Here is a 20,958-nt window from a genome sequence, read left to right on the forward strand (position 1 = left end):
TCGGCGTCACCGGGCCCTCTCGCGTAGGCTGACTTCTCGTGGCTGTCATCGGATTCGTCGCGTCGGTTCTGCACCTTCTGCTCTCGCTGTACGTGCTGGTGCTCTTTGCGCGTCTCATTCTCGAGTACATCCCGATGTTCAATCGGGAATGGCGGCCCCGCGGCGGAATGCTCGTCGTCTGCGAGATCGTCTACACGGTCACGGACCCGCCGATCCGTTTCTTTCGGAAGCACATCCCGCCGTTGCGTATCGGCCCGGTCGCGATCGATCTGGGATTCGCGATCACGATGCTGCTCTGCTTCATCGCCATGTCGATTCTCCGAGTCATCGCCATCGCCAACTGAACTATCATGATGTCCACCATCGAAAGAGGGGCCACAACATGTCACTGACGCCGGAAGACGTCGTCACCAAGCAGTTCCAGCACGTCCGTTTCAAGGAGGGCTTCGACCCCGATGAGGTCGACGACTTCCTGGACGAGATCGTCGTCGAGTGGCGGAAGACGATCGAGGAGAACGAGCAGCTGAAGGCGCGTGTCGCCGAGCTCGAGGCGGGTGGCGCTGAGGCCCCCGCCCCCGCCGCCGAAACTCCCGTGACCGAGGTTCCCTCGAAGGACTCCGCTCCCGCCGACGAGACGGCAGAGCCGGCTGCGCCAGCCGAGGCAGGAGTGACGTCGACGGCGTCGAGTGCGGCAGGCATCATCGCCCGCGCGGAGCGTCTGCACGACGAGCACGTCGCCGAGGGGGAGGCGAAGTCCAAGAAGCTCGTCGAAGAGGCCGAGATGAAGGCTGCCGGCATCGTGTCGGCCGCTGAGGCAAAGCAGCGCGAGATCTCGCAGAAGCTCGACACCGAGCGGAAGAGCCTCGAAGGTCGCATCACCGAGCTTCGTCAGTTCGAGCGCGACTACCGCCAGCAGCTGCGCGGCTACTTCGAGCAGAAGCTCGCCGACCTCGACGCGCCCGAGTCGGGCACGGGCAGCGCGCCCGTCTCGACCGTCGGGCTCTGAGCTCGCGGCACGCGTGAAGGGACGCTCCCCCCTCTCTGCGCCGGCGGCCGGTATCACGATCGCGGTCCTCGCGATCGTGGTGCTGGCCGCCGACCAGTTGAGCAAGCAGCTTGCGCTGGCGAACCTCGATGAAGGCGTGGCTGTTCCGGCCATCGGCGAGGCGCTGCAGTGGCTGCTCGTTTTCAACCCCGGCGCCGCCTTCTCGATGGGAGAGGGCGTCACATGGATCTTCACGATCGCTCTCGCTCTCGTCGCGGGCGCAATCGTCTTCCTCGCGATCACGCGCGTGCGCTCCCGGATCTGGGCACTCGTGCTGGGTCTGCTGCTGGGCGGCGTCCTCGGCAACCTCACGGATCGACTCGTGCGTGAGCCGGGCTTTGCCGTCGGCCACGTGGTCGACTTCATCCTCACGCCGTGGATGTGGTTCTGGACGACGCCGGCGATCTACAACGTGGCCGATGTGTTCATCGTGGGCGGCATGATCTCGGTCGCCCTTCTCGTGCTCGTGGGCATCAACTTCGATGGCACGCGCGGGGAACGCCCGGCAGCCGAGGCCGAGACCGGCGGTGCGGATGACTGAGTCGCGTCGTCTCCTCGTTCCCGACGGGCTCGAGGGCGTGCGCGTGGACGCGGCCCTCGCGAAGATGCTCGGATTCTCGCGTACCTTCGCCGCCGAGGTCGCGACCGAGGGGGGCGTCGAGCTCGACGGGCGCCGTGTCGGAAAGTCCGATCGCGTGACCGGCGGAGCGTGGCTCGACGTCGCGTGGACCCCGAAAGAGGAGCCGTCCGTCATTCCTGTCGACGTGCCTGAGCTCGGCATCGTGTTCCAGGATGACCACCTCGTCGTGGTGGACAAGCCGACGGGTGTCGCCGCCCACCCCTCCGTCGGGTGGGAGGGGCCGACGGTGCTCGGCGCGCTGGCCGCAGCCGGCATCCGCGTCGCAACGACGGGCGCCGCAGAGCGCCAGGGCATCGTGCACCGCCTCGATGTCGGGACGAGCGGCCTCATGGTCGTCGCGAAGTCCGAACACGCCTACACGCTGCTGAAGCGCGCGTTCAAGGAGCGCACGGTCGACAAGATCTATCACGCGGTCGTGCAGGGTCATCCGGATCCGCTGACGGGGACGATCGACGCCCCCATCGGCCGTCATCCGAACCACTCCTGGAAGTTCGCCGTCACACCCGATGGCAAGGACTCGATCACGCACTACGAGACGCTCGAGGCGTTCCCAAGAGCCTCCCTGCTCGACGTGCACCTCGAGACGGGCCGCACCCACCAGATCCGCGTGCACATGGCCGCGCACCGCCATCCGTGCGTGGGCGACCCGCTGTACGGATCCGATCCGACCCTCGCCGAGCGCCTGGGCCTCACACGCCAGTGGCTGCACGCGCACGAGCTTGCGTTCGATCACCCCGCGACGGGGGAGCGAGTGTCGTTCCGCTCGGAGTATCCGGCCGATCTCGAGCGCGCGCTCGAGCTGCTGCGAGACGGTTTGCTGTAGCGGGGGCGGTGCCGAGATTCTGACTTCGCGCCGAGGTGCTGACGTTTCGGGCGGCCCCGTCAGCACGTCGGCGTTTTCTCAGCACCTCGGCGCGCGGCGCCCCCCCCCTCGCGCCGAGGGTGCCGGCGCGGCAGGATGACCGTATGGCGATCGACGTGCGGCCGGCGACCGACTTCGCGAGCGTGCGTGCGCTCATCGGGCCGAAGCGCGCCGACGCGAGCGTGTGCTGGTGCCTGAGTCACCGCTTGCCCGCCAAGGAGAACCGCGCCCTCATGGGGGCCGCCCGCGGCGAGTACGTGCGCGGCATGTGCGAGTCGGACAGGCCGCCGGGCGTGCTCGCCTATGACGGCGATGAGCCGGTCGGATGGGCGGGCGTCGCGCCGCGATCCGAAACGCAGTTCGCGCGCAGCCGGAGGATCCCGCACGTCGACGACCTCCCGGTCTGGTCGATATGGTGCTTCCGCGTGCGGCCGGGGCATCGCAAGACGGGGATCCTGGACCCCCTGCTCGCGGGCGCGGTCGAGTTCGCGCGCGAGCGCGGCGCCCCGGCGGTCGAGGGGTATCCCGTCGATAACCGCGGCGAGAAGGTCGACCTGACGATGGGCTTCGTCGGCTTCCGCGCGACGTTCGAGCGCGCGGGCTTCGCGTGGGCCGCCGACACTGAGTCCGTTGCGGGCGGCTTCCCGCGCATCCTCATGCGCCTTCCGCTTGCGTGAAGCTCGGCAATCTCGGCGCGTCCCGAAGAATCCGTGAACCTGATCCGGTCTCACGTGCAACACCGGGGATGAGTACAGACAGCGCGGACATCGCCGCGTCGGTCGACGCCCCGGATCGCGGGCGCGCACCGGGCGATCGAATGCCTTCGCCGGGATTCTGAGATGCCGCCGAGATGCTGACGGATCTGTCGATTCCGTCAGCATCTCGGGCGATCGTCAGAATCTTGGCGACCGCTTCGACTGCGGCGTCGGGACGGCACCCGCGCAGCGGCGACGTCGTGCTCGAGTGTCGGTGGTCGAATCTAGACTGGAACGCATGGCATCCGACTCCTTCGTGCACCTCCACGTCCACAGCGAGTACTCGATGTTGGACGGTGCGGCGAAGCTCAACGACATGACGAAGGCTGCGGCCGAGATGCAGATGCCGGCCATCGCGGTCACCGACCACGGCAACAACTACGCGTCGTTCGAGTTCTACAAGGCCGCGAAGGCGCAGGGCGTGAAGCCGATCGTCGGGCTCGAGGCGTATGTCACGCCGGGCACGCACCGCTCTGACCGGACCCGCGTGGCGTGGGGAACGTCCGAGCAGAAGAGCGACGATGTGTCGGGTTCGGGCGCGTACACCCACATGACGATGTGGGCCGAGAACACCTCCGGGATGCACAACCTGTTTCGGCTCAGCTCGCTCGCCAGCATGGAGGGCTACTACTTCAAGCCGCGCATGGACCGCGAGCTGCTCCAGACCTACGCGAAGGGGATCATCGCGACGACGGGGTGCCCCTCGGGCGAGATCCAGACGCGCCTGCGCCTGGGCCAGTACGACGCCGCCCGGGAGGCGGCAGCTGAATTCCAGGACATCTTCGGCAAGGACAACTACTTCTGCGAGCTGATGGACCACGGGCTCGACATCGAGCGGCGGGTACGCGAGGACCTCATCAAGATCGCGCGGGATCTTCAGATCCCGCTTGTCGCGACGAACGACTCGCACTACACGCATCAGCACGATGCGAACGCGCACGAGGCGCTCCTGTGCGTGCAGTCGGGCTCGACCATGGACGACCCGAACCGGTTCAAGTTCAACGGCGACGGGTACTACATCAAGTCGGCAGCGGAGATGCGTCAGCTGTTCCGCGACCTCCCTGATGCCTGCGACAACACGCTCCTCATCGCCGAGCGCTGCGAGATCGAGTTCGACACCGATGCCAACTACATGCCGCGGTTCCCCGTGCCGGAAGGCGAGACGGAGGAGAGCTGGTTCGTGAAGGAGGTCGAGAAGGGCCTCCACTACCGGTACCCGAACGGCATCCCCGACGACGTCCGCAGGCGGGCCGAGTACGAGATCGGGATCATCACGCAGATGAAGTTCCCGGGCTACTTCCTCGTCGTCGCCGACTTCATCAACTGGTCGAAGGACAACGGGATCCGTGTGGGGCCGGGGCGCGGATCCGGCGCGGGATCCATGGTCGCGTACGCGATGCGCATCACCGATCTCGACCCGATCGAGCACGGCCTCATCTTCGAGCGCTTCCTCAACCCCGACCGCGTTTCGATGCCCGACTTCGACGTCGACTTCGACGACCGCCGTCGCGGCGAGGTCATCGACTACGTGACCGAGAAGTACGGCGACGAGCGCGTCGCGATGATCGTCACCTACGGCACGATCAAGTCGAAGCAGGCGCTGAAGGACGCCTCGCGCGTGCTCGGACATCCGTTCAGCATGGGCGAGCGACTCACGAAGGCGATGCCGCCGCCCGTGATGGCGAAGGACATGCCGCTCGACGGCATGTTCGATCGCGACCACCCGCGCTACAAGGAGGCGAGCGAGTTCCGCTCCGTCATCGAGACGGATCCCGAGGCGCGTACCGTCTACGACCGCGCGGTGGGCCTCGAGGGGCTGAAGCGCCAGTGGGGCGTGCACGCCGCCGGCGTCATCATGTCGTCGGATCCGCTCATCGACATCATCCCGATCATGCGGCGCGATCAGGACGGCCAGATCGTCACCCAGTTCGACTACCCCGCGTGCGAGTCTCTGGGCCTCATCAAGATGGACTTCCTCGGGCTGAGGAATCTCACGATCATCTCCGACGCGCTCGACAACGTCCGCACCAACCGCGGCGAGGAGATCGATCTCGAGACGCTCGCGCTCGACGACCGCAAGGCGTACGAACTGCTTGCGCGTGGCGACACCCTTGGCGTCTTCCAGCTCGACGGCGGCCCCATGCGCTCCCTGCTGCGCCTCATGAAGCCCGACAACTTCGAGGACATTTCGGCCGTCATCGCCCTCTACCGGCCGGGGCCGATGGGTGCGAACTCCCACACGAACTACGCGCTCCGTAAGAACGGCGAGCAGAAGATCACGCCGATTCATCCGGAGCTCGAGGAGCCGCTGAGAGACATCCTCGACACGACATACGGCCTCATCATCTACCAGGAGCAGGTGATGGCCATCGCCCAGAAGGTCGCCGGCTTCTCGCTCGGACAGGCCGACATCCTCCGTCGTGCGATGGGCAAGAAGAAGAAATCGGAGCTCGACAAGCAGTACGTCGGCTTCGCCGGCGGGATGAAGGAACGCGGATACTCCGATGCGGCGATCAAAGCCCTCTGGGACATCCTTCTGCCCTTCTCCGACTATGCCTTCAACAAGGCGCACTCGGCCGCCTACGGCGTGGTTTCCTACTGGACGGCCTACCTCAAGGCGCACTATCCCGCCGAGTACATGGCGGCGCTGCTCACGTCCGTCGGCGACTCGCGCGACAAGCTCGCGCTGTACCTCAACGAGTGCCGCCGAATGGGCATTCAGGTGCTGCCGCCCGATGTCAGCGAGTCGATCGAGTTCTTCGCCGCCGTCGGCGACGACATCCGCTTCGGCCTCGGGGCGGTCCGCAACGTCGGGCACAACGTGGTCGAGGGCATCATCGTCGCGCGCGAGGAGGGGCCCTACACGGGATTCCACGACTTCCTCGACCGTGTTCCGTCCCAGGTGACGAACAAGCGTGCCATCGAATCCCTCATCAAGGCGGGCGCCTTCGACACGATGGGGTCGACGCGGCGTGCGCTCGCCGAGATCCACGAGGATGCGGTCGAGCAGGCCGTCCTCGACAAGCGTCGCGAGGCGAACGGAGAGGTCGGCTTCGACTTCGACAGCCTCTGGGACGAGCCCGAGTCGGTGCAGAAGGTGCCCGAGCGGCCCGAGTGGACGAAGAAGGACAAGCTCGCGTTCGAACGGGACATGCTGGGCCTGTACGTCTCGGATCACCCACTTGCCGGTCTCGAGGTGCCACTGGCGAAGCACCGCTCGATGACGATCAACGATCTCGTCAACTCCGAGGATCTCGAGGACGGCGACCAGGTCACGATCGCGGGCCTTGTCACGACGGCTCAGCATCGTGTCGCGAAGTCGAGCGGCAATCCCTACGGGATGGTCACGATCGAGGACTTCGAGGCCGAGGTCACCGTCATGTTCATGGGGAAGACCTACACCGAGTTCCAGCCGATCCTCACCCAGGACTCGATCCTCGTGGTGCGTGGTCGCGTGTCCCGTCGCGACGATGGACTCAATCTGCATGCTCAGGCAGCGTTCGCGCCGGACATCGCCCAGGCCGATGCCTCTGGGCCGATCACGCTTCTGATGCCCGAGCAGCGTGCAACCGAACGCGTCGTCGGAGATCTCGCGGAGGTGCTGCATCGGCATGCGGGGGACACCGAGGTGCATCTGAAAATGCATCGCGGACGAGCCGCGAAGGTGTTCGAGGTGCCGATCCCGGTGAGGGTCTCGGCGGAGCTCTTCGGAGACCTGAAAGCGCTCCTCGGACCGCAGTGCCTCGGATGAGGCGCTCGGCTGCACACGCGTAGGATCGTGGGAGCGCGGGTGTCGCCGCGCACGAGGGAGAGGACGTCCGCTGTGAGCGACCAGAACGCGCCGTATCCGTGGCCGCAGGGCCACGCCGCACCCGAAGCCTCGCCCGTCGCGGGGACGCCGACTCGCTTCGTCGACCAGGCCCTGTCTGAGCCACCTACGACCGATGAGCCCGTCCGGGGTCAGCGCGGCCTCGGCCCGTTCACGTTGCGCGAGTGGTTCGTCATCGCGCTCGGCACTGCGCTCGTCGTCCTGTCGTTCTTCTCGCTCTTCTCGGGCGCCATCGGCGGCGGTTACGCACCCGTGTGGTCCTTCGGTATCGCGTGGATCGGCGCCGTGGGGCTTCCCCTCGCCGCGGTCGTGCTCATCGTGCTGCGCCGCATGCTGCCGCGCTTCCGCAACGTCGGAGGTCTCAGCATTGACCAGGCCGCGTCGGTCGCCTTCTCGGTCGCTGCCTTCGTCTGGCTCGACATCGGCATCATCCTGACCCAGATGTCTGCCGGCATCGGTGAGATCGTCTCGCAGTTCGCAGGCGGGCTCCCGTTCAACGTCGGCAGCGTGTTCGGTGTGGGGGCGATCGTGTGGATCTCGTTCGTCGTGGCTCTCGCCGGGGTCTTCTTCACGGTGTTCGCGAGGTTCGTGCCGCCGTTCGCGGAGGACTTCGTTGGCCGCGAGGAGGTACCGGCGCACGCGACCGCGCGCCCCGTGCGTCCGATCCTGGCGACGCCGCGCCCGCAGCCGGCACAGGCGAGCTGGCCGGCCGCCGCACCCGGGATGGCCGACGGGTCGCTGTACTCGCAGCAGCCCGGCGACGGCGCACCGCACGCGTGGCAGCAGGCACCCGGGGCATACGGTGTGCCGCGCCCGCACGCGCACGAGCCGTCCGGCCAGCACACGGGAGCTTCGTTCTCGGCGCAGGATCCCTTCGGACAGCAGCCATCCCCGGCCCAGGAACCGTTCGCGGCGTCGGCCCCGGAGGTGCGTCCGAGCGAGCAGCGCACCGACACAGTCGGTGCGACCCCAGCAGTCCAAGAGCCCGCGGGTACGCAGGAGGATGGTGCCGCGGCGCCCTCGCCCGAGCCGGAGCAGACGGCGAGGCCCGCCGAGCAGGGCCCCGGCGACGCCGCGGGCGGTGTCGACCAGATCGCGCCCGAGACGACGTCGATCGCGAGCGTCGACCCGATGACGGACGCACCGCGCGATGAGGCCCCGCAGCCGGAGCCTGTCCCCGCCCCGCAGCCGTTCTGGGCCCTCGCACCCGTCGAGCGCGATGTGCACGATTTCGAGGGACGCCCGATCTTCCGGATCGGACCGACGGCGTGGGCCCTCGTGCTGGAGGATCGCAGCTCCTACTTCGTCATGCGACATGACGATGGCCGCATCGGATACCTGCACGACACAACCGGCGTCACGCGCGGCTGACGCCGCCCCTGCACATCCCTGAGAAGGACTCCTCATGCGCACGATCGACCTGCGAGGTCAGACACTGACGCCCGCCGAACTGCTCGCCGCCGTTCCGCGGGCGAATGAGGCACTCGCCGCTGCTCACGAAGCGGCCGCCGGAATCGTGGCGGCCGTGCGCGATGAGGGCGAGCCCGCGCTGCGCGCCCAGGCCGCCCGCTTCGACGGCGTCGAGGAACACGCGATCCGTGTGCCGCAAGCGCACATCGACGAGGCCCTCGGCGGCCTTGACGCGGAGGTTCGTGCCGCGCTCGATGAGTCGATCGCGCGCGTGCGGGAGGGATCCGCGGCGCAGGTTCCGGCACCCCGCACGACCGACATCGCTCCCGGCGCCCGCGTCTCTCAGCGGTGGCAGCCGGTCGCCCGCGCCGGGGTCTACGTGCCGGGTGGCAAGGCCGTCTACCCGTCGAGCGTCGTCATGAACGTCGTCCCCGCCCAGACCGCCGGTGTCGGCAGCATCGCGCTCGCCTCGCCTCCGCAGCGTGCGCACGGCGGGCGCGTGCACCCGACGATCCTCGCGGTCGCCGGGCTGCTCGGCATCGACGAGGTCTACGCGATCGGCGGAGCGGGGGCGATCGGCGCCTTCGCACACGGTGTCCCGGGGCTGGGGCTCGCGGCCGTCGACGTCGTCACGGGGCCCGGCAACAACTTCGTGGCGGCGGCGAAGCGCATCGTCTCGGCGACGGTTGGCACCGACGCCGAGGCGGGAGCAACGGAGATCCTCATCGCGGCCGACGACACCGCCGACGCCCGGCTTATCGCGTACGACCTCGTCAGCCAGGCCGAACACGACGAACAGGCGGCGTCCGTGCTCGTGACAACGTCGCCGGAGCTCGCCCGTGACGTACAGCAGCGGCTCGAGACGATCGCGCCGGCGACGCGCCACTCCGACCGGGTCCAGACGGCGCTCGACGGCCCCCAATCGGCGATCGTGCTCGTCGACGATGCGGAGACGATGGAGCGATTCAGCAACGCCTACGGGCCCGAGCACCTCGAGCTTCACGTTGCGGATGCTCGGGCGGCGGCCGCACGGTATACGAACGCAGGCGCGCTGTTCGTCGGCTCCGCCACACCGGTCAGCCTCGGCGACTACCTGGCCGGCAGCAATCACGTGCTCCCGACGGGCGGACAGTCGCGGTACGGCTCGGGTCTGGGCGCTTACACCTTCCTGCGGCCTCAGCAGGTCGTCGAATACGATCGCGCCGCCCTCGAATCGGTCACCGATCGGGTCGTCGCTCTCGCGAATGCCGAGGCCCTGCCGGCGCACGGTGAGGCCGTTGCGGCGCGCTTCTCGTGACGCGGTCCGAAGCAGCGGCGCGGTAGGCTGACGAGGCTATGCACTGCCCTTTCTGCCGCCATCCCGACTCCCGCGTCATCGACTCGCGCACCACCGACGACGGCCTCGCCATCCGGCGGCGACGGCAGTGCCCCGAGTGCGGCGGAAGGTTCTCGACTGTCGAGACGGCGAGCCTCAGCGTTGTGAAGCGCTCCGGCGCGGTCGAGCCCTTCTCACGTGACAAGGTCATCATCGGAGCTCGCAAGGCCTGCCAGGGTCGGCCCGTCACCGACGGAGACCTCGCGATCCTCGCGCAGAAGGTCGAGGAGGCGCTCCGGCAGACGGGGCAGAGCACGTTCGAGGCGAACGACATCGGGCTCGCGATCCTCGATCCGCTGCGAGAGCTGGACGAGATCGCCTTCCTCCGCTTCGCGAGCGTCTACCAGGCGTTTGAGTCTCTCGAGGACTTCGAGGACGCGATCGCAGATCTGCGCGCCGACCATCACGCGACCGAGGAGTGAGCCGATGCTCTACGACCTGATCTTCCGTCTCGGTTTCCGGCGCCTCGATCCGGAGCGCGCACATCATCTCGGTATGGCTGCCGTGCGCGTGCTCGGATCCCGCCCGCTCGCACCGATCGTGCGCCGCGTCACACGTCCGGACCCATCGTTGGCGGTCTCGGCGCTCGGTCGCACGTTCCCGACCCCGTTCGGTGTCGCCGCGGGATTCGACAAAGACGCAGTCGGCGTGCGCGGCCTCGACGCGCTCGGCTTCGGGCACGTCGAGATCGGGACAGTGACCGCGATTCCTCAGCCCGGCAACGACAAGCCGCGTTTGTTCCGGCTCATCGCCGACAGGGCGCTCATCAACCGCATGGGCTTCAACAACTCTGGCGCGGCGGCGGCTGCGCGACGTCTCGCGCGTCTGCGCCGCGGGGGAGCGGTCGTCGGCGCGAACATCGGCAAGAGCCGTGTCGTCGACGTCGAGAATGCGACAGCCGACTACGTCCGCAGCGCGCGGCTCCTCGCGCCGCTCGCCGACTACCTCGCGGTGAACGTCTCGTCGCCGAACACCCCGGGTCTGCGCGGGCTCCAGGCGGCCGAGACTCTGCGGCCGCTCCTTGAAGCGGTGCGCGACGCGGCGGGCGCGACACCGCTGCTCGTCAAGATCGCGCCCGATCTGCCCGACGATGAGGTCCGCGCGATCGCACTGCTCGCCGCGGATCTGCGCCTCGACGGGCTCATCGCGACCAACACGACGATCTCCCGCGACGGACTCGAGACAGATCCGAGTGAGGTCGAGGCCATCGGCGCGGGCGGCCTCTCGGGTCCTCCCGTGAGGGAGCGCTCACGCGAGGTGCTGGCGATCGTGCGCGAGGCCGTGCCGGATCCGTCGTTCTGCGTCATCTCCGTCGGCGGCGTCGAGACCGCGCGGGACGTGCGCGAACGAATCGACGCGGGTGCCACGCTCGTGCAGGGGTACACGGGATTCATCTACCGTGGCCCGCTCTGGGCCCACGAGATCAATCGCGGTCTGACGCGCCGCTGACGCGCGGCGTGCCGGATCAGACGCGCGGGTACTCGCCGCGCTTCGCCTGCGGCTTCGGCATGCGCATGAAGCGCATCTGGATCGAGCGCATGGCGGCGTACCAGCCGAGGCCCTTCTCGCGACGATCCTCGCCGAACTTCTCCGCGGCGAGCTTCTTCACGCGCCGAGACAGCAGGATCATGTCGCCGATCACGAACAGGATGAACGCCCACAGCGCGACGAACGACCAGAACTGCGTGAACGTCGTGGGGATGAACGTCAGCACGATGACGACGACCATCATCGGCATCAGGAACTCACCGAGGTGCCAGCCTGCGTCGGTCCAGTCGCGCACGAATCGCCGCTGCGGCCCCTTGTCGCGGGCGGGCAGATAGCGCTCTTCGCCGTTGGCCATGCCGAGGCGCGCGCGGTCCTGGCGCTCGCGCATCTCGGCGCGCGCGGCGCGCTTTGCGTCCTTCGTCGTCGCGACGAGGGGGCGCACGCGCTTCGCCTCCTGCTCGGCGCGCTTCGGCGTCGGACGCCCCTTGCCCTCTCGCTGCGGCGTGACCGCGTCGTCGTCGGCAGGAGAAGCGTTCTTCGGCATCGGGAACCTCGGGTATCGGGGCAGGGGATCCACATAAGATTACCCGCATGACTTCCACGGCACCTGACGGACCCGTTTCCGACGACGATCAGAGGCTGCTCGAGGCCGTGGCGGGCGGCTTCCCCGCGGCCGTCGACGACCTCGGCCGACTCGTGAGGATCCCCGGCATCGCGTGGCCCGCGTTCGACCAGTCGGCCCTCGTGCGCAGCGCAGAGGAGATCGCCGAGCTTGCGCGGGATACGGGCTTGTTCGACACGGTCGACATCGAGCGTGCTCCCGTCGCGGACGGCGACGGTGACGAACTTGGCCAGCCCGCCGTTCTCGCGGTGCGGCGCGCGAAGGCCGGGCGGCCGACGATCATGCTCTACGCGCACCACGACGTGCAGCCGCCGGGTGACGACGAGCTGTGGGAGACGCCGCCGTTCGAGCCGACGGTGCGCGACGGGCGCATCTACGCGCGCGGCGCCGCCGACGACAAGGCCGGCGTCATGGCCCATATCGCCTCGCTCCGGGCGCTCGCCGAGACGATCGGCCCCGATGCGGTCGATCTCGGCATCGTGCTGTTCGTCGAGGGGGAGGAGGAGTACGGCTCGCGCTCGTTCGCCCCGTTCCTGGAAACGCATGCCGAGACGATGCGCTCCGATGTCATCGTCGTCGCCGATTCCGGAAACCTCGATTCCGAGACACCCGCTGTCACCGTCTCTCTGCGTGGGAACGCGAAGTTCCACCTCACGGTGCGCACGCTCGAGCACGCCTCGCACTCGGGGATGTTCGGCGGTGCCGTGCCCGACGCGATGATGGCGGCCGTGCGATTACTCTCGACGCTGTGGGATGAGAACGGTGCCGTCGCGGTGGACGGCCTCGTCGCCCGTGAGGCCGAGACGCCGCCCTACGACGAGGAGCAGCTCCGGGACGAGACCGGCCTGCTCGAGGGCGTCCGCCCTGTGGGCAGCGGTTCGATCCTCGGGCGCATCTGGAATGGCCCGACCGTCACCGTGACGGGCATCGACTTCACAACGGTGGAGGCTGCGAGCAACACCCTCGCCCCCGAGGTGACGCTCGTCCTCAGCTGCCGCGTGGCTCCCGGGCAGTCCTCGGCGGATGCGTATGCGGCGATCGAGCGCCACCTCCGGGCGCACGCACCCTTCGGGGCGCAGCTCGCCTTCAGCGAGGTGGATCTGGGCGACAGCGTTCTCGTCGACACTGACGGATGGGCGATCGGCGAGGCGCGGCGGGCCCTCTCCGACGGATACGGCCGGGAATCGGTCGACTACGGCGTCGGCGGATCGATCCCCTTCATCTCGGACCTCGCCGAGCGCTATCCCGATGCCCAGATCCTCGTGACGGGCGTTGAGGATCCGCATTCCCGCGCACACAGCCCGAACGAATCGCTCCACATCGACACCTTCCGAAACGCGATCCGCTCTGAGGCGCTGCTCCTCGCGCGTCTGAATCGACGCGAGATGACTTCGGCGGGTCCCATCGACGACAACGGCCGATAGAATCGACGCATGCCGCCGCGAGCGGCGACACACGGAGAGGAGAACTGTCATGACCGATACCACGATGACGGCGCCCGCCACGGATCGTGCGCACGGGGTCAGCCTCACCGACGCCGCCGCGGCCAAGGTGAAGAGCCTGCTGGACCAGGAGGGCCGCGACGATCTGCGTCTGCGCGTCGCAGTGCAGCCCGGAGGCTGCTCGGGCCTGATCTATCAGCTGTACTTCGACGAGCGCTACCTGGACGGCGACGAGACGGTCGACTTCGACGGCGTCGAGGTGATCGTCGACAACATGTCGGTGCCGTACCTCGACGGCGCGTCGATCGATTTCAAGGACACGATCTCGGAGCAGGGGTTCACGATCGACAACCCCAACGCGGGCGGCAGCTGCGCCTGCGGCGACAGCTTCCACTGATCAGCCCCGCAAAACGCCCCGCGTGCCTTCGGCGCGCGGGGCGTTCTTCGTGTGCCCGCGGTTTCGACGTCGTGTCGAACTCGCTGGGAGAGTGGCATGAACCGCGTGAGCGGTTGCCATAGGATGGTTCTCAGCCACATCCATGTTCGAAAGGTGAATTCGTGCCGTCGAAACGCCGAATCCGCTGGGCCGCGGCCTCCGTGCTCGCCGCGGCTGCTGCTGCACTTGCGGGGTGCACTCCCACAGAGCTTCACGGTTACCTCCCGGGCTTCGACAGCTCCGGGCAGGCGACGACGAACCAGACTGAGGGCATCGCCTCGCTGTGGGTCGGATCGTGGATCGTGCTGCTGATCGTCGGCGTGATCACCTGGGGCCTGATGCTCTGGGCGATGATCGTGTACCGCCGCCGCAAGGGTCAGACCGGCCTCCCGGTGCAGCTGCGCTACAACATGCCGATCGAGATCTTCTTCACCTCGGTCCCGATGATCCTCGTGATCGGACTGTTCGCGTTCACCGTTCGCGAGCAGACCGCCATCGAGCGGCCCTGGGGCGAGGACGAGGTCGAGGTCCAGGTCACGGCGATCGCCAAGCAGTGGGCATGGGACTTCCAGTACGACGAGGCCACCTCGGGCGGTGAGACCGTCCACACGATGGGCGTGCAGGCGCAGCCCGACGAGGACGGCAACATCGATCAGAGTGAGTTGCCGACGCTCGTTCTGCCGGTCGACAAGAAGGTCACGATCGACCTGCAGTCGCGCGACGTGATCCACTCCTTCTGGATCATCGACTTCCTCTACAAGAAGGACATGTACATCGGCCACGACAACTCGTGGTCGTTCATCCCGACACGTGAGGGAACGTACGCCGGCAAGTGTGCTGAGCTCTGCGGCGAGTACCACTCGATGATGCTCTTCAACGTCGAGGTCGTGAGCGAGTCCGAGTACGAGCAGTACATTGCTGAGCTCGAGGCGGACGGCAACACGGGCGACGTGAGCGACGCATACGACCGTCTGCAGAACAACCCCGGAACCGACGGGACGCGGTCTGAGACCGAGACCGAGGAAGGACACTGAGCATGGCCACCGAGCTCGCTCCTGCTCCGCTTCCTCCGCGCCAGGCTGCTCTTCTGAGCAGCTCGCGCACGGGTGAGAAGGGCAACATCATCGTCAAGTGGATCACCTCCACTGACCACAAGACGATCGGGTACATGTACCTGATCGCGTCCGTGATCTTCTTCCTCCTCGGCGGCGTGATGGCGCTCGTCATCCGCGCAGAGCTGTTCGCGCCCGGGATGCAGATCGTCCCGACGAAGGAGCAGTACAACCAGCTGTTCACGATGCACGGCACCGTGATGCTGCTGATGTTCGCGACCCCGCTGTTCGCGGGCTTCGCGAACGCGATCCTGCCGCTGCAGATCGGCGCGCCCGATGTGGCGTTCCCGCGTCTGAACGCCTTCGCGCTGTGGCTGTTCATCTTCGGATCCCTCATCGCGATCGCCGGGTTCCTCACCCCGCAGGGTGCCGCCTCGTTCGGCTGGTTCGCCTACCAGCCGCTCGCGAACGCGTCATTCTCTCCGGGTGTCGGCGGCCATCTCTGGATGGTGGGCCTCGGTCTGTCGGGTTTCGGCACCATCTTCGGCGCTGTGAACTTCATCACGACGATCATCACGATGCGCGCGCCGGGCATGACGATGTGGCGCCTGCCGATCTTCTCGTGGAACACGCTCATCACGAGCCTTCTGATCATCATCGCGTTCCCCGTCCTCGCGGCCGCGATGCTCGCGGCGGCGAGCGACCGCATCTTCGGCTCGCACATCTACGACCCGCAGAACGGCGGCGTGCTGCTGTGGCAGCACCTGTTCTGGTTCTTCGGGCACCCTGAGGTGTACATCATCGCGTTGCCGTTCTTCGGCATCGTGTCCGAGATCTTCCCGGCCTTCAGCCGCAAGCCGATCTTCGGCTACAAGACGCTCGTCTATGCGACGATCGCGATCGCCGCGCTGTCCGTGTCGGTGTGGGCGCACCACATGTACGTCACGGGCGCTGTGCTGCTGCCCTTCTTCGCCCTCATGACGATGTTGATCGCGGTGCCGACCGGCGTGAAGATCTTCAACTGGATCGGCACGATGTGGCGAGGCTCGATCACGTTCGAGACGCCGATGCTCTTCTCGCTCGGCTTCCTCGTCTCGTTCGTCTTCGGTGGGCTCACGGGCGTGATCCTCTCGGCGCCGCCCCTCGACTTCCACCTCAGCGATTCGTACTTCGTCGTCGCCCACTTCCACTACGTGGTCTTCGGAACCGTCGTCTTCGCGATGTTCGCCGGCTTCTACTTCTGGTGGCCGAAGTGGACAGGGAAGATGCTCAACGAGCGTCTCGGCTACGTGCACTTCTGGCTGCTCTTCATCGGCTTCCACATGACGTTCCTTGTGCAGCACTGGCTGGGCGTCGACGGCATGGTCCGTCGCTACGCCGACTGGTCGGCCGCTGACGGCTGGGCATGGGAGAACCAGCTCTCGACGATCGGTTCGATCGTGCTCGCCACGTCGATGATCCCGTTCTTCCTCAATGTGTGGATCACGGCCCGCAAGGCGCCGAAGGTCACGGTCAACGACCCGTGGGGCTACGGCGGATCGCTCGAGTGGGCGACCAGCTGCCCGCCGCCGCGCCACAACTTCACGTCGATCCCGCGCATTCGCTCGGAGCGCCCGGCGTTCGACCTGAACCATCCCGAGGCGGCGGACGACTTCGATCCCGCACGCACTCCGGAGCCCGCACCGCAGGGAGGAACGAAGTAATGAAGTCGCAGATCGGACTCTGGTGGCTGCTCGCGGTCTTCTTCTTCGTGTGCTTCGCCGGCTACACGGTGTGGAACCTCCTCGATGGCGGGCACGTCGAGTGGATCGGCTCGGTCGCGCTGCTCTTCTCGATGTTCATGGCCGCGATGATCGCGTTCTTCGTGCAGCGCATCCACAAGAGCCAGCAGGGCGTCGAGCTTCCCGAAGACCGGCTCGACGTCGGCATCGACGACGGCGAGCAGGAGCAGGGTGAGTTCAGCCCCTGGTCCTGGTGGCCTCTCGTGCTTGCCGCAGCTCCTGCGGTCGGCATGATCTCGCTGGCGACGGCGCACTTCCTCATCCCGGTGGCTGCGGGACTGCTCGTCCTCGGTCTTGTCGGCTGGGTCTACGAGTACTACCGCGGGAACTTCGCGCGCTGAGCGCTCCCCGTGACGACGGCCCCCGACCTGCACGGTCGGGGGCCGTCGTCGTTAGCATCAGGGGATGCGCACTCCAGAGGTCCTCTGGCGATCGGCTCATCCAGGTCCGACGCTGGTCGTAACGACGATCGCGCTCGGACTGGGGATCTCCGTTGGGCTGGGCGCAGGCAGGCTTGCATTGCTTGTGGCGTCAGTGTTCGCGGGGCAGCTCTCCATCGGGATCTCGAACGACGCCATCGACGCGCCACGCGACCGCATCGTCGGGCGCGCCGACAAGCCGCTTTCGGTGTCGGGCGCACCACTCCGGACGGCCTGGGCCGTGGCTGTTTCCGCGGGCGCTCTCGCTCTTGTCCTGTCTGCGGTACTCGGATGGCAGATGGCGCTGGCGCATCTCGTGTTCGTCGGAGCGGGTTGGGCGTATAACGCCGGGTTGAAGTCCACCGTCTGGTCTGCGCTGTGCTTCGCCGTTGGATTCGCCGTTCTGCCCTCTCTCGCTCCGCTCAGTCTCCCGCGGCCGGAGGTGGCGCCCGCCTGGGCGTGGGGCGCCGGTGCTGCTCTCGGACTCGCCGTGCACTTCTCCAACGTGCTGCCGGATCTCGGTGACGACGCGCGCACGGGGGTGCGCGGGCTGCCCCACCGGATCGGGGGCCGTGGCTCGGCGATCCTCGCCTTCATCGCGCTCTTCGGAGGGGCGGTTGTCGTCGCCGTAGGGTCGTCTGCGCCGGACCGTCCGGTCGACGCAATCGCGACCTGGATTGGCCTCGCGGCGGTGACGGCGCTGGCCGTGTGGGGACTCCTCGTGTCGCTGCGCGGTTCTGTCGGACGCGTCGCGTTCCGTCTCGTGATGCTCGCGGCGCTGCTCCTGGCGGCACAGCTGGTTTTCACGAGCGCGATGGCGGCCTGATCTTCGCGGCGCAATCGAAGCCCATCGCGAATGCGCGTGCCGCCACAGAACCGAACGGTCCGGTGAGCCCGGCGCTGAGCGCGCTCGTGACGACCCGGTGCGGAAGAGCCGCGCGGGCCCGCCCGAGGGCAGTGTTGAGATTGGCGAGTCGGTCCGCAGTCCGGGCCGAGGCGAGCCGCGCTCGTTCCCAGTGATGGAGCGACTCATCGATTTCGGGATCGCCGATCCGGGCGGCGAGGAGCGGGGCGAGGGTCGCGGCATCCAGCAGTCCAAGGTTCATGCCCTGCCCGCCGATGGGGCTCACCTCGTGGGCGGTGTCGCCGATCACGAGGATCCGCCCGACCCGCATTCGCGGGACAAGGGCGCGCTGAACGCGAAAAGCCGTCGCCTGCTCGATCTCGGACGCTGCCTCGTCCGATCCCGTGAGGGAGGCGACCGTACGTCGTAGCTTCTCCGTGTCTGCGGTCCCGCTCCCTCCGTCTGACGCGGCCTCGCGGCGACTGATCCGACGATCCCAGGCGACGTAGCGGCGGGCGCCGTGGGGGAGTGGGAAGGATTCCAGTACGCCGGCGCGATCCAGCGTGACGACGGCGGTGTGGTCGACCGAGTGGGATCCGCCGGCGACGTCAGCCATGAGGTAACAGTCGCGGCCCGGGCGGAGCCTCATCCGCGCGCCCGCGGGGACAAGCGCCCGCCCGCTGGAGCCGGCAGCGACAACGACGAAACGGGCACTGATCTCGTCATCTGAGGAGCGCGTGCGGGTCAGAATCTCGACGCGGCCCCCGCGCTCGTCCAATGCGACAGCGCGCACCCCGCGTCGGGGGACCGGAGCCTCCGCGGCGACCGCGGCAGTGGTGAGGGACTGAGGAAGCGACGCGACGAACGGGAAACGTGTCCGGAGGCGATCGAATCGGACTTCGCCGAGGACGTTTTCCCGAGTTCGGGCGACGCCGCGCGGGATCCGAACGGCCTCGGAGAGGATCCGCTCCGTCGCTCCCGAGTCCTCCAGCGCCGCGAGGACCGGCGGATGCACGCCGATCGCGCGGCTGCTGGACCGGCCGTCGGATCTCCGCTCGAGCAGGGCGACATCGACGCCGCGCCGGCGCAGCTCAGAAGCCAGGAGCAGCCCCGTGGGTCCTGCTCCGATGACGACGACGTCGTGGTCGGGCGCGCCGCTCACGATGATCTCGCGCCCGGCGCGTGGACGGCGAGGAGCCGGAAGACGCCTGCCTGCTCACTTCGCCAGCCGTCAGGCAGCGCCGCGTCGAGCTCCGAGCGTGTGTAGCTGCGTCGAATGCTGCGCAGCCCGTCCGTGCGTAGGAGGGACCCGGGAGCCAGGGGAGTGATGCCGATGGCGTAGGCGGCGTAGGCGAGGTGGCTTCGGGCGATGTCGGAGTGGACGCACAGCCCGTCAGTGAGCGCGTTGGAATCGGCGAAGAGTCGGCCGAATCCCGAGGTGGAGAGATGATGCAGCAGATGGTTGGAGATCACGATGTCGAAGCGTGCGCCCTCGGCGACGAGTTCGCTGCTGTCGGCTCGGCGAAATCGGAGGCTGCTCGGTTGTTCGGCTCGCGCGGCGACGGCCAGAGCACGCTCGTCAGGGTCGATGCCCAGTGCATCGACGGCGAACCCATCCGCGTGTGTGAGGCGCACGAGGCGCCGCAGGACGTCGCCCGCGCCGCACCCGATGTCGAGAATGCGGGCGGGGCGGTCCAGCCTCGCGAGAGCGGAGCGCAGGTGGGAGCGGTAGACCCTGCCCCAGCCGGAGACGACGCGGTTCACGACCGCGAAGCGGTGCAGCGTACGCCGGAGGAGCACGGGATCACAGGAAGCGTCGTCCATCAGCTCGGTGAGCTGGGTGTCGCGCTCCGAGAGGTTCACGCGGCTCCCGTGCGGCGGGTGAAGAGGGCCGACTCGACGGTCAGACCGGGGCCGAAGCAGAGCCCGGCGACCCGTGCCGCGTCACCGAGACGTGCGTCTTCGAGGATCCGGCGCAGGATGAAGAGCACGGTGACGCTCGACATGTTTCCGTACTTGCGGAGAACTTCTCGCGAGTCCGACATTGCGGAATCGGGGAGATCGAGCCCCGACTGCACCCGATCGAGCACGCTCCTGCCACCGGGATGCACCGCCCACGCGTCGGGCATCGGGTCGTCGCCGAGCATCTCGCGGACGACCGTGCGGATCTCGCGCCCGATGATACGGGGGACCTCGGCAGTGAGAGTCATCTCGAACCCCTGGTCGCCGATCGTCCATTCCATCGCGCCCTCGCCTTCGCTCGTGATCGACGTTGAGAACCGGCCCATTTCGAGGACCGGGCCCGGCGATCGAAGATCTGCGGACGAGACGACCGCAGCGGCGGCCCCGTCGGCGAAGACCGCTGATGCGACGATCTGCTCGGGATCGGACGATGAACGGATATGCAGGGAGCACAGCTCGGCGCACACGACGAGGACGACGGATCCGGGTTGCGCGTCGCCGATGCGGGTTGCGGCACGGAGTGCAGGAAACGCCGCCGCGCATCCGATGAAGCCGAGGTGGTAGCGCTCGACGGTCGGGGGAAGACCGATGTCCCGCACGAGGCGAAAGTCGGGGCCGGGAGCGAAGAAGCCGGTGCACGAGACGGTGATCACGTGGCTGACGTCGCCGGCGGCGAACCCGGAGCGTGCCAGCGCATCGGACGCAGCTGCTGCGAAGAGCGGCGGAGCCTCGCGTCGGTAGATCTCGTTGCGCTCGCCCGTCGTCGGCGAGCGCAGCTGAGCATCTTCGTCGACGAATGCACCGGCACCCCCGCCGAGCTCGTCGACGACCGTATGGCGTCCTTCGATTGCTGAGTGGTCGAACGCGCCTCGGATCAGTCGTGAGGCGCGGCGATCGATGTCGCTCTGACCGGCGAGGAAGTCGCGGATCTGCGACTGCGGGAGCCTCGTCGAAGGGACCGCCGTGCCGATGGATCGGAGCGTGGTGACCATACTT

Annotated in this window: 20 protein-coding genes; 16 read left to right on the forward strand and 4 right to left on the reverse strand. The window is 67.8% G+C overall.

Annotated features, from left to right (window positions below):
* The first annotated feature begins 38 nt into the window (after window positions 1-38).
* From C0012_RS06735 to C0012_RS06780, 10 genes are all read left to right on the forward strand, one after another.
* Complete coding sequence (locus tag C0012_RS06735; protein ID WP_110589334.1) at window positions 39-344, forward strand: YggT family protein; 306 nt, start codon at window positions 39-41, stop codon at window positions 342-344.
* Window positions 345-382: 38 nt separating this feature from the next.
* Window positions 383-1,006, forward strand: a complete 624-nt coding sequence (locus C0012_RS06740) for a DivIVA domain-containing protein (protein ID WP_110589333.1) — start codon at window positions 383-385, stop codon at window positions 1,004-1,006.
* Window positions 1,007-1,019: 13 nt separating this feature from the next.
* Window positions 1,020-1,586 carry a signal peptidase II gene (gene lspA, locus C0012_RS06745; RefSeq protein ID WP_110589332.1) on the forward strand — a complete coding sequence of 189 codons (567 nt, stop codon included), beginning with the start codon at window positions 1,020-1,022 and terminating at the stop codon, window positions 1,584-1,586.
* Entirely contained in the window at window positions 1,579-2,508 is a 930-nt protein-coding gene (locus C0012_RS06750; RefSeq protein WP_110589331.1) for an RluA family pseudouridine synthase, read from the forward strand. Before lspA ends, C0012_RS06750 begins: the two co-directional genes overlap by 8 nt.
* A 143-nt stretch (window positions 2,509-2,651) precedes the next feature.
* A complete protein-coding gene (locus tag C0012_RS06755; RefSeq protein ID WP_110589330.1) occupies window positions 2,652-3,224 on the forward strand; it encodes a GNAT family N-acetyltransferase in 573 nt (190 codons plus the stop codon).
* 316 nt (window positions 3,225-3,540) lie between these two features.
* Complete coding sequence (dnaE, locus tag C0012_RS06760) at window positions 3,541-7,053, forward strand: DNA polymerase III subunit alpha (protein WP_110589329.1); 3,513 nt, start codon at window positions 3,541-3,543, stop codon at window positions 7,051-7,053.
* A 72-nt stretch (window positions 7,054-7,125) separates the two neighbouring features.
* Complete coding sequence (locus tag C0012_RS15685; RefSeq protein WP_232527815.1) at window positions 7,126-8,502, forward strand: hypothetical protein; 1,377 nt, start codon at window positions 7,126-7,128, stop codon at window positions 8,500-8,502.
* Window positions 8,503-8,536: 34 nt separating this feature from the next.
* A complete protein-coding gene (hisD, locus tag C0012_RS06770) occupies window positions 8,537-9,838 on the forward strand; it encodes a histidinol dehydrogenase (protein WP_110589328.1) in 1,302 nt (433 codons plus the stop codon).
* 38 nt (window positions 9,839-9,876) lie between these two features.
* Entirely contained in the window at window positions 9,877-10,338 is a 462-nt protein-coding gene (nrdR, locus tag C0012_RS06775; protein ID WP_110589327.1) for a transcriptional regulator NrdR, read from the forward strand.
* Between the two features lie 4 nt (window positions 10,339-10,342).
* Entirely contained in the window at window positions 10,343-11,365 is a 1,023-nt protein-coding gene (locus C0012_RS06780; RefSeq protein ID WP_110589326.1) for a quinone-dependent dihydroorotate dehydrogenase, read from the forward strand.
* A gap of 16 nt (window positions 11,366-11,381) precedes the next feature.
* Here the strand turns inward: C0012_RS06780 and C0012_RS06785 are convergent, their stop codons facing one another.
* Window positions 11,382-11,948: a DUF3043 domain-containing protein gene (locus C0012_RS06785; protein ID WP_110589325.1), complete on the reverse strand. Its 567-nt coding sequence runs from the start codon at window positions 11,946-11,948 to the stop codon at window positions 11,382-11,384.
* A gap of 47 nt (window positions 11,949-11,995) precedes the next feature.
* On the opposite strand from C0012_RS06785, the gene C0012_RS06790 reads away from it, so the two are divergent.
* The 6 genes from C0012_RS06790 to C0012_RS06815 all read left to right on the forward strand — a co-directional run bounded on the left by C0012_RS06790 (window position 11,996) and on the right by C0012_RS06815 (window position 17,982).
* A complete protein-coding gene (locus C0012_RS06790) occupies window positions 11,996-13,450 on the forward strand; it encodes a dipeptidase (protein WP_110589324.1) in 1,455 nt (484 codons plus the stop codon).
* Window positions 13,451-13,499: 49 nt separating this feature from the next.
* Window positions 13,500-13,865, forward strand: coding sequence for an iron-sulfur cluster insertion protein ErpA (gene erpA / locus C0012_RS06795; RefSeq protein WP_110589323.1), 366 nt, complete (start codon window positions 13,500-13,502; stop codon window positions 13,863-13,865).
* Between the two features lie 161 nt (window positions 13,866-14,026).
* Entirely contained in the window at window positions 14,027-14,938 is a 912-nt protein-coding gene (gene ctaC, locus C0012_RS06800) for an aa3-type cytochrome oxidase subunit II (protein WP_110589322.1), read from the forward strand.
* Between the two features lie 2 nt (window positions 14,939-14,940).
* Window positions 14,941-16,659 (forward strand): aa3-type cytochrome oxidase subunit I, encoded by a 1,719-nt coding sequence (gene ctaD, locus C0012_RS06805; protein WP_110589321.1) that lies wholly within the window; start codon window positions 14,941-14,943, stop codon window positions 16,657-16,659.
* Entirely contained in the window at window positions 16,659-17,078 is a 420-nt protein-coding gene (gene ctaF / locus C0012_RS06810; protein WP_110589320.1) for an aa3-type cytochrome oxidase subunit IV, read from the forward strand. Before ctaD ends, ctaF begins: the two co-directional genes overlap by 1 nt.
* A gap of 64 nt (window positions 17,079-17,142) precedes the next feature.
* Window positions 17,143-17,982: a UbiA family prenyltransferase gene (locus C0012_RS06815; protein WP_110589319.1), complete on the forward strand. Its 840-nt coding sequence runs from the start codon at window positions 17,143-17,145 to the stop codon at window positions 17,980-17,982.
* On the opposite strand, the gene C0012_RS06820 is transcribed toward C0012_RS06815, so the two are convergent.
* The 3 genes from C0012_RS06820 to C0012_RS06830 are packed head-to-tail and all read right to left on the reverse strand — an operon-like array spanning window position 17,960 to window position 20,954.
* Window positions 17,960-19,162: an FAD-dependent oxidoreductase gene (locus C0012_RS06820; RefSeq protein ID WP_110589318.1), complete on the reverse strand. Its 1,203-nt coding sequence runs from the start codon at window positions 19,160-19,162 to the stop codon at window positions 17,960-17,962. The genes C0012_RS06815 and C0012_RS06820 overlap by 23 nt on opposite strands.
* Window positions 19,159-19,863, reverse strand: a complete 705-nt coding sequence (locus C0012_RS06825; RefSeq protein WP_110589317.1) for a methyltransferase domain-containing protein — start codon at window positions 19,861-19,863, stop codon at window positions 19,159-19,161. The genes C0012_RS06820 and C0012_RS06825 overlap by 4 nt, the downstream gene beginning before the upstream one ends.
* Window positions 19,860-20,954 carry a type III polyketide synthase gene (locus tag C0012_RS06830; protein WP_110589316.1) on the reverse strand — a complete coding sequence of 365 codons (1,095 nt, stop codon included), beginning with the start codon at window positions 20,952-20,954 and terminating at the stop codon, window positions 19,860-19,862. Before C0012_RS06830 ends, C0012_RS06825 begins: the two co-directional genes overlap by 4 nt.
* Window positions 20,955-20,958 lie beyond the last annotated feature (4 nt).

The sequence above is a fragment of the Microbacterium suaedae genome (assembly GCF_003254645.1).
GTDB classification, from domain to species: domain Bacteria; phylum Actinomycetota; class Actinomycetes; order Actinomycetales; family Microbacteriaceae; genus Microbacterium; species Microbacterium suaedae.

What these genes read in the sequence shown, in the direction of transcription:
- C0012_RS06740 (WP_110589333.1), top strand. Translation starts at nt 383, where the DNA reads ATGTCACTGACGCCGGAAGACGTCGTCACCAAGCAGTTCCAGCACGTC.
- C0012_RS06750 (WP_110589331.1), top strand. Translation starts at nt 1,579, where the DNA reads ATGACTGAGTCGCGTCGTCTCCTCGTTCCCGACGGGCTCGAGGGCGTG.
- C0012_RS06755 (WP_110589330.1), top strand. Translation starts at nt 2,652, where the DNA reads ATGGCGATCGACGTGCGGCCGGCGACCGACTTCGCGAGCGTGCGTGCG.
- dnaE (WP_110589329.1), top strand. Translation starts at nt 3,541, where the DNA reads ATGGCATCCGACTCCTTCGTGCACCTCCACGTCCACAGCGAGTACTCG.
- hisD (WP_110589328.1), top strand. Translation starts at nt 8,537, where the DNA reads ATGCGCACGATCGACCTGCGAGGTCAGACACTGACGCCCGCCGAACTG.
- nrdR (WP_110589327.1), top strand. Translation starts at nt 9,877, where the DNA reads ATGCACTGCCCTTTCTGCCGCCATCCCGACTCCCGCGTCATCGACTCG.
- C0012_RS06780 (WP_110589326.1), top strand. Translation starts at nt 10,343, where the DNA reads ATGCTCTACGACCTGATCTTCCGTCTCGGTTTCCGGCGCCTCGATCCG.
- C0012_RS06785 (WP_110589325.1), bottom strand. Translation starts at nt 11,948, where the DNA reads ATGCCGAAGAACGCTTCTCCTGCCGACGACGACGCGGTCACGCCGCAG.
- C0012_RS06790 (WP_110589324.1), top strand. Translation starts at nt 11,996, where the DNA reads ATGACTTCCACGGCACCTGACGGACCCGTTTCCGACGACGATCAGAGG.
- erpA (WP_110589323.1), top strand. Translation starts at nt 13,500, where the DNA reads ATGACCGATACCACGATGACGGCGCCCGCCACGGATCGTGCGCACGGG.
- ctaD (WP_110589321.1), top strand. Translation starts at nt 14,941, where the DNA reads ATGGCCACCGAGCTCGCTCCTGCTCCGCTTCCTCCGCGCCAGGCTGCT.
- ctaF (WP_110589320.1), top strand. Translation starts at nt 16,659, where the DNA reads ATGAAGTCGCAGATCGGACTCTGGTGGCTGCTCGCGGTCTTCTTCTTC.
- C0012_RS06815 (WP_110589319.1), top strand. Translation starts at nt 17,143, where the DNA reads ATGCGCACTCCAGAGGTCCTCTGGCGATCGGCTCATCCAGGTCCGACG.
- C0012_RS06830 (WP_110589316.1), bottom strand. Translation starts at nt 20,954, where the DNA reads ATGGTCACCACGCTCCGATCCATCGGCACGGCGGTCCCTTCGACGAGG.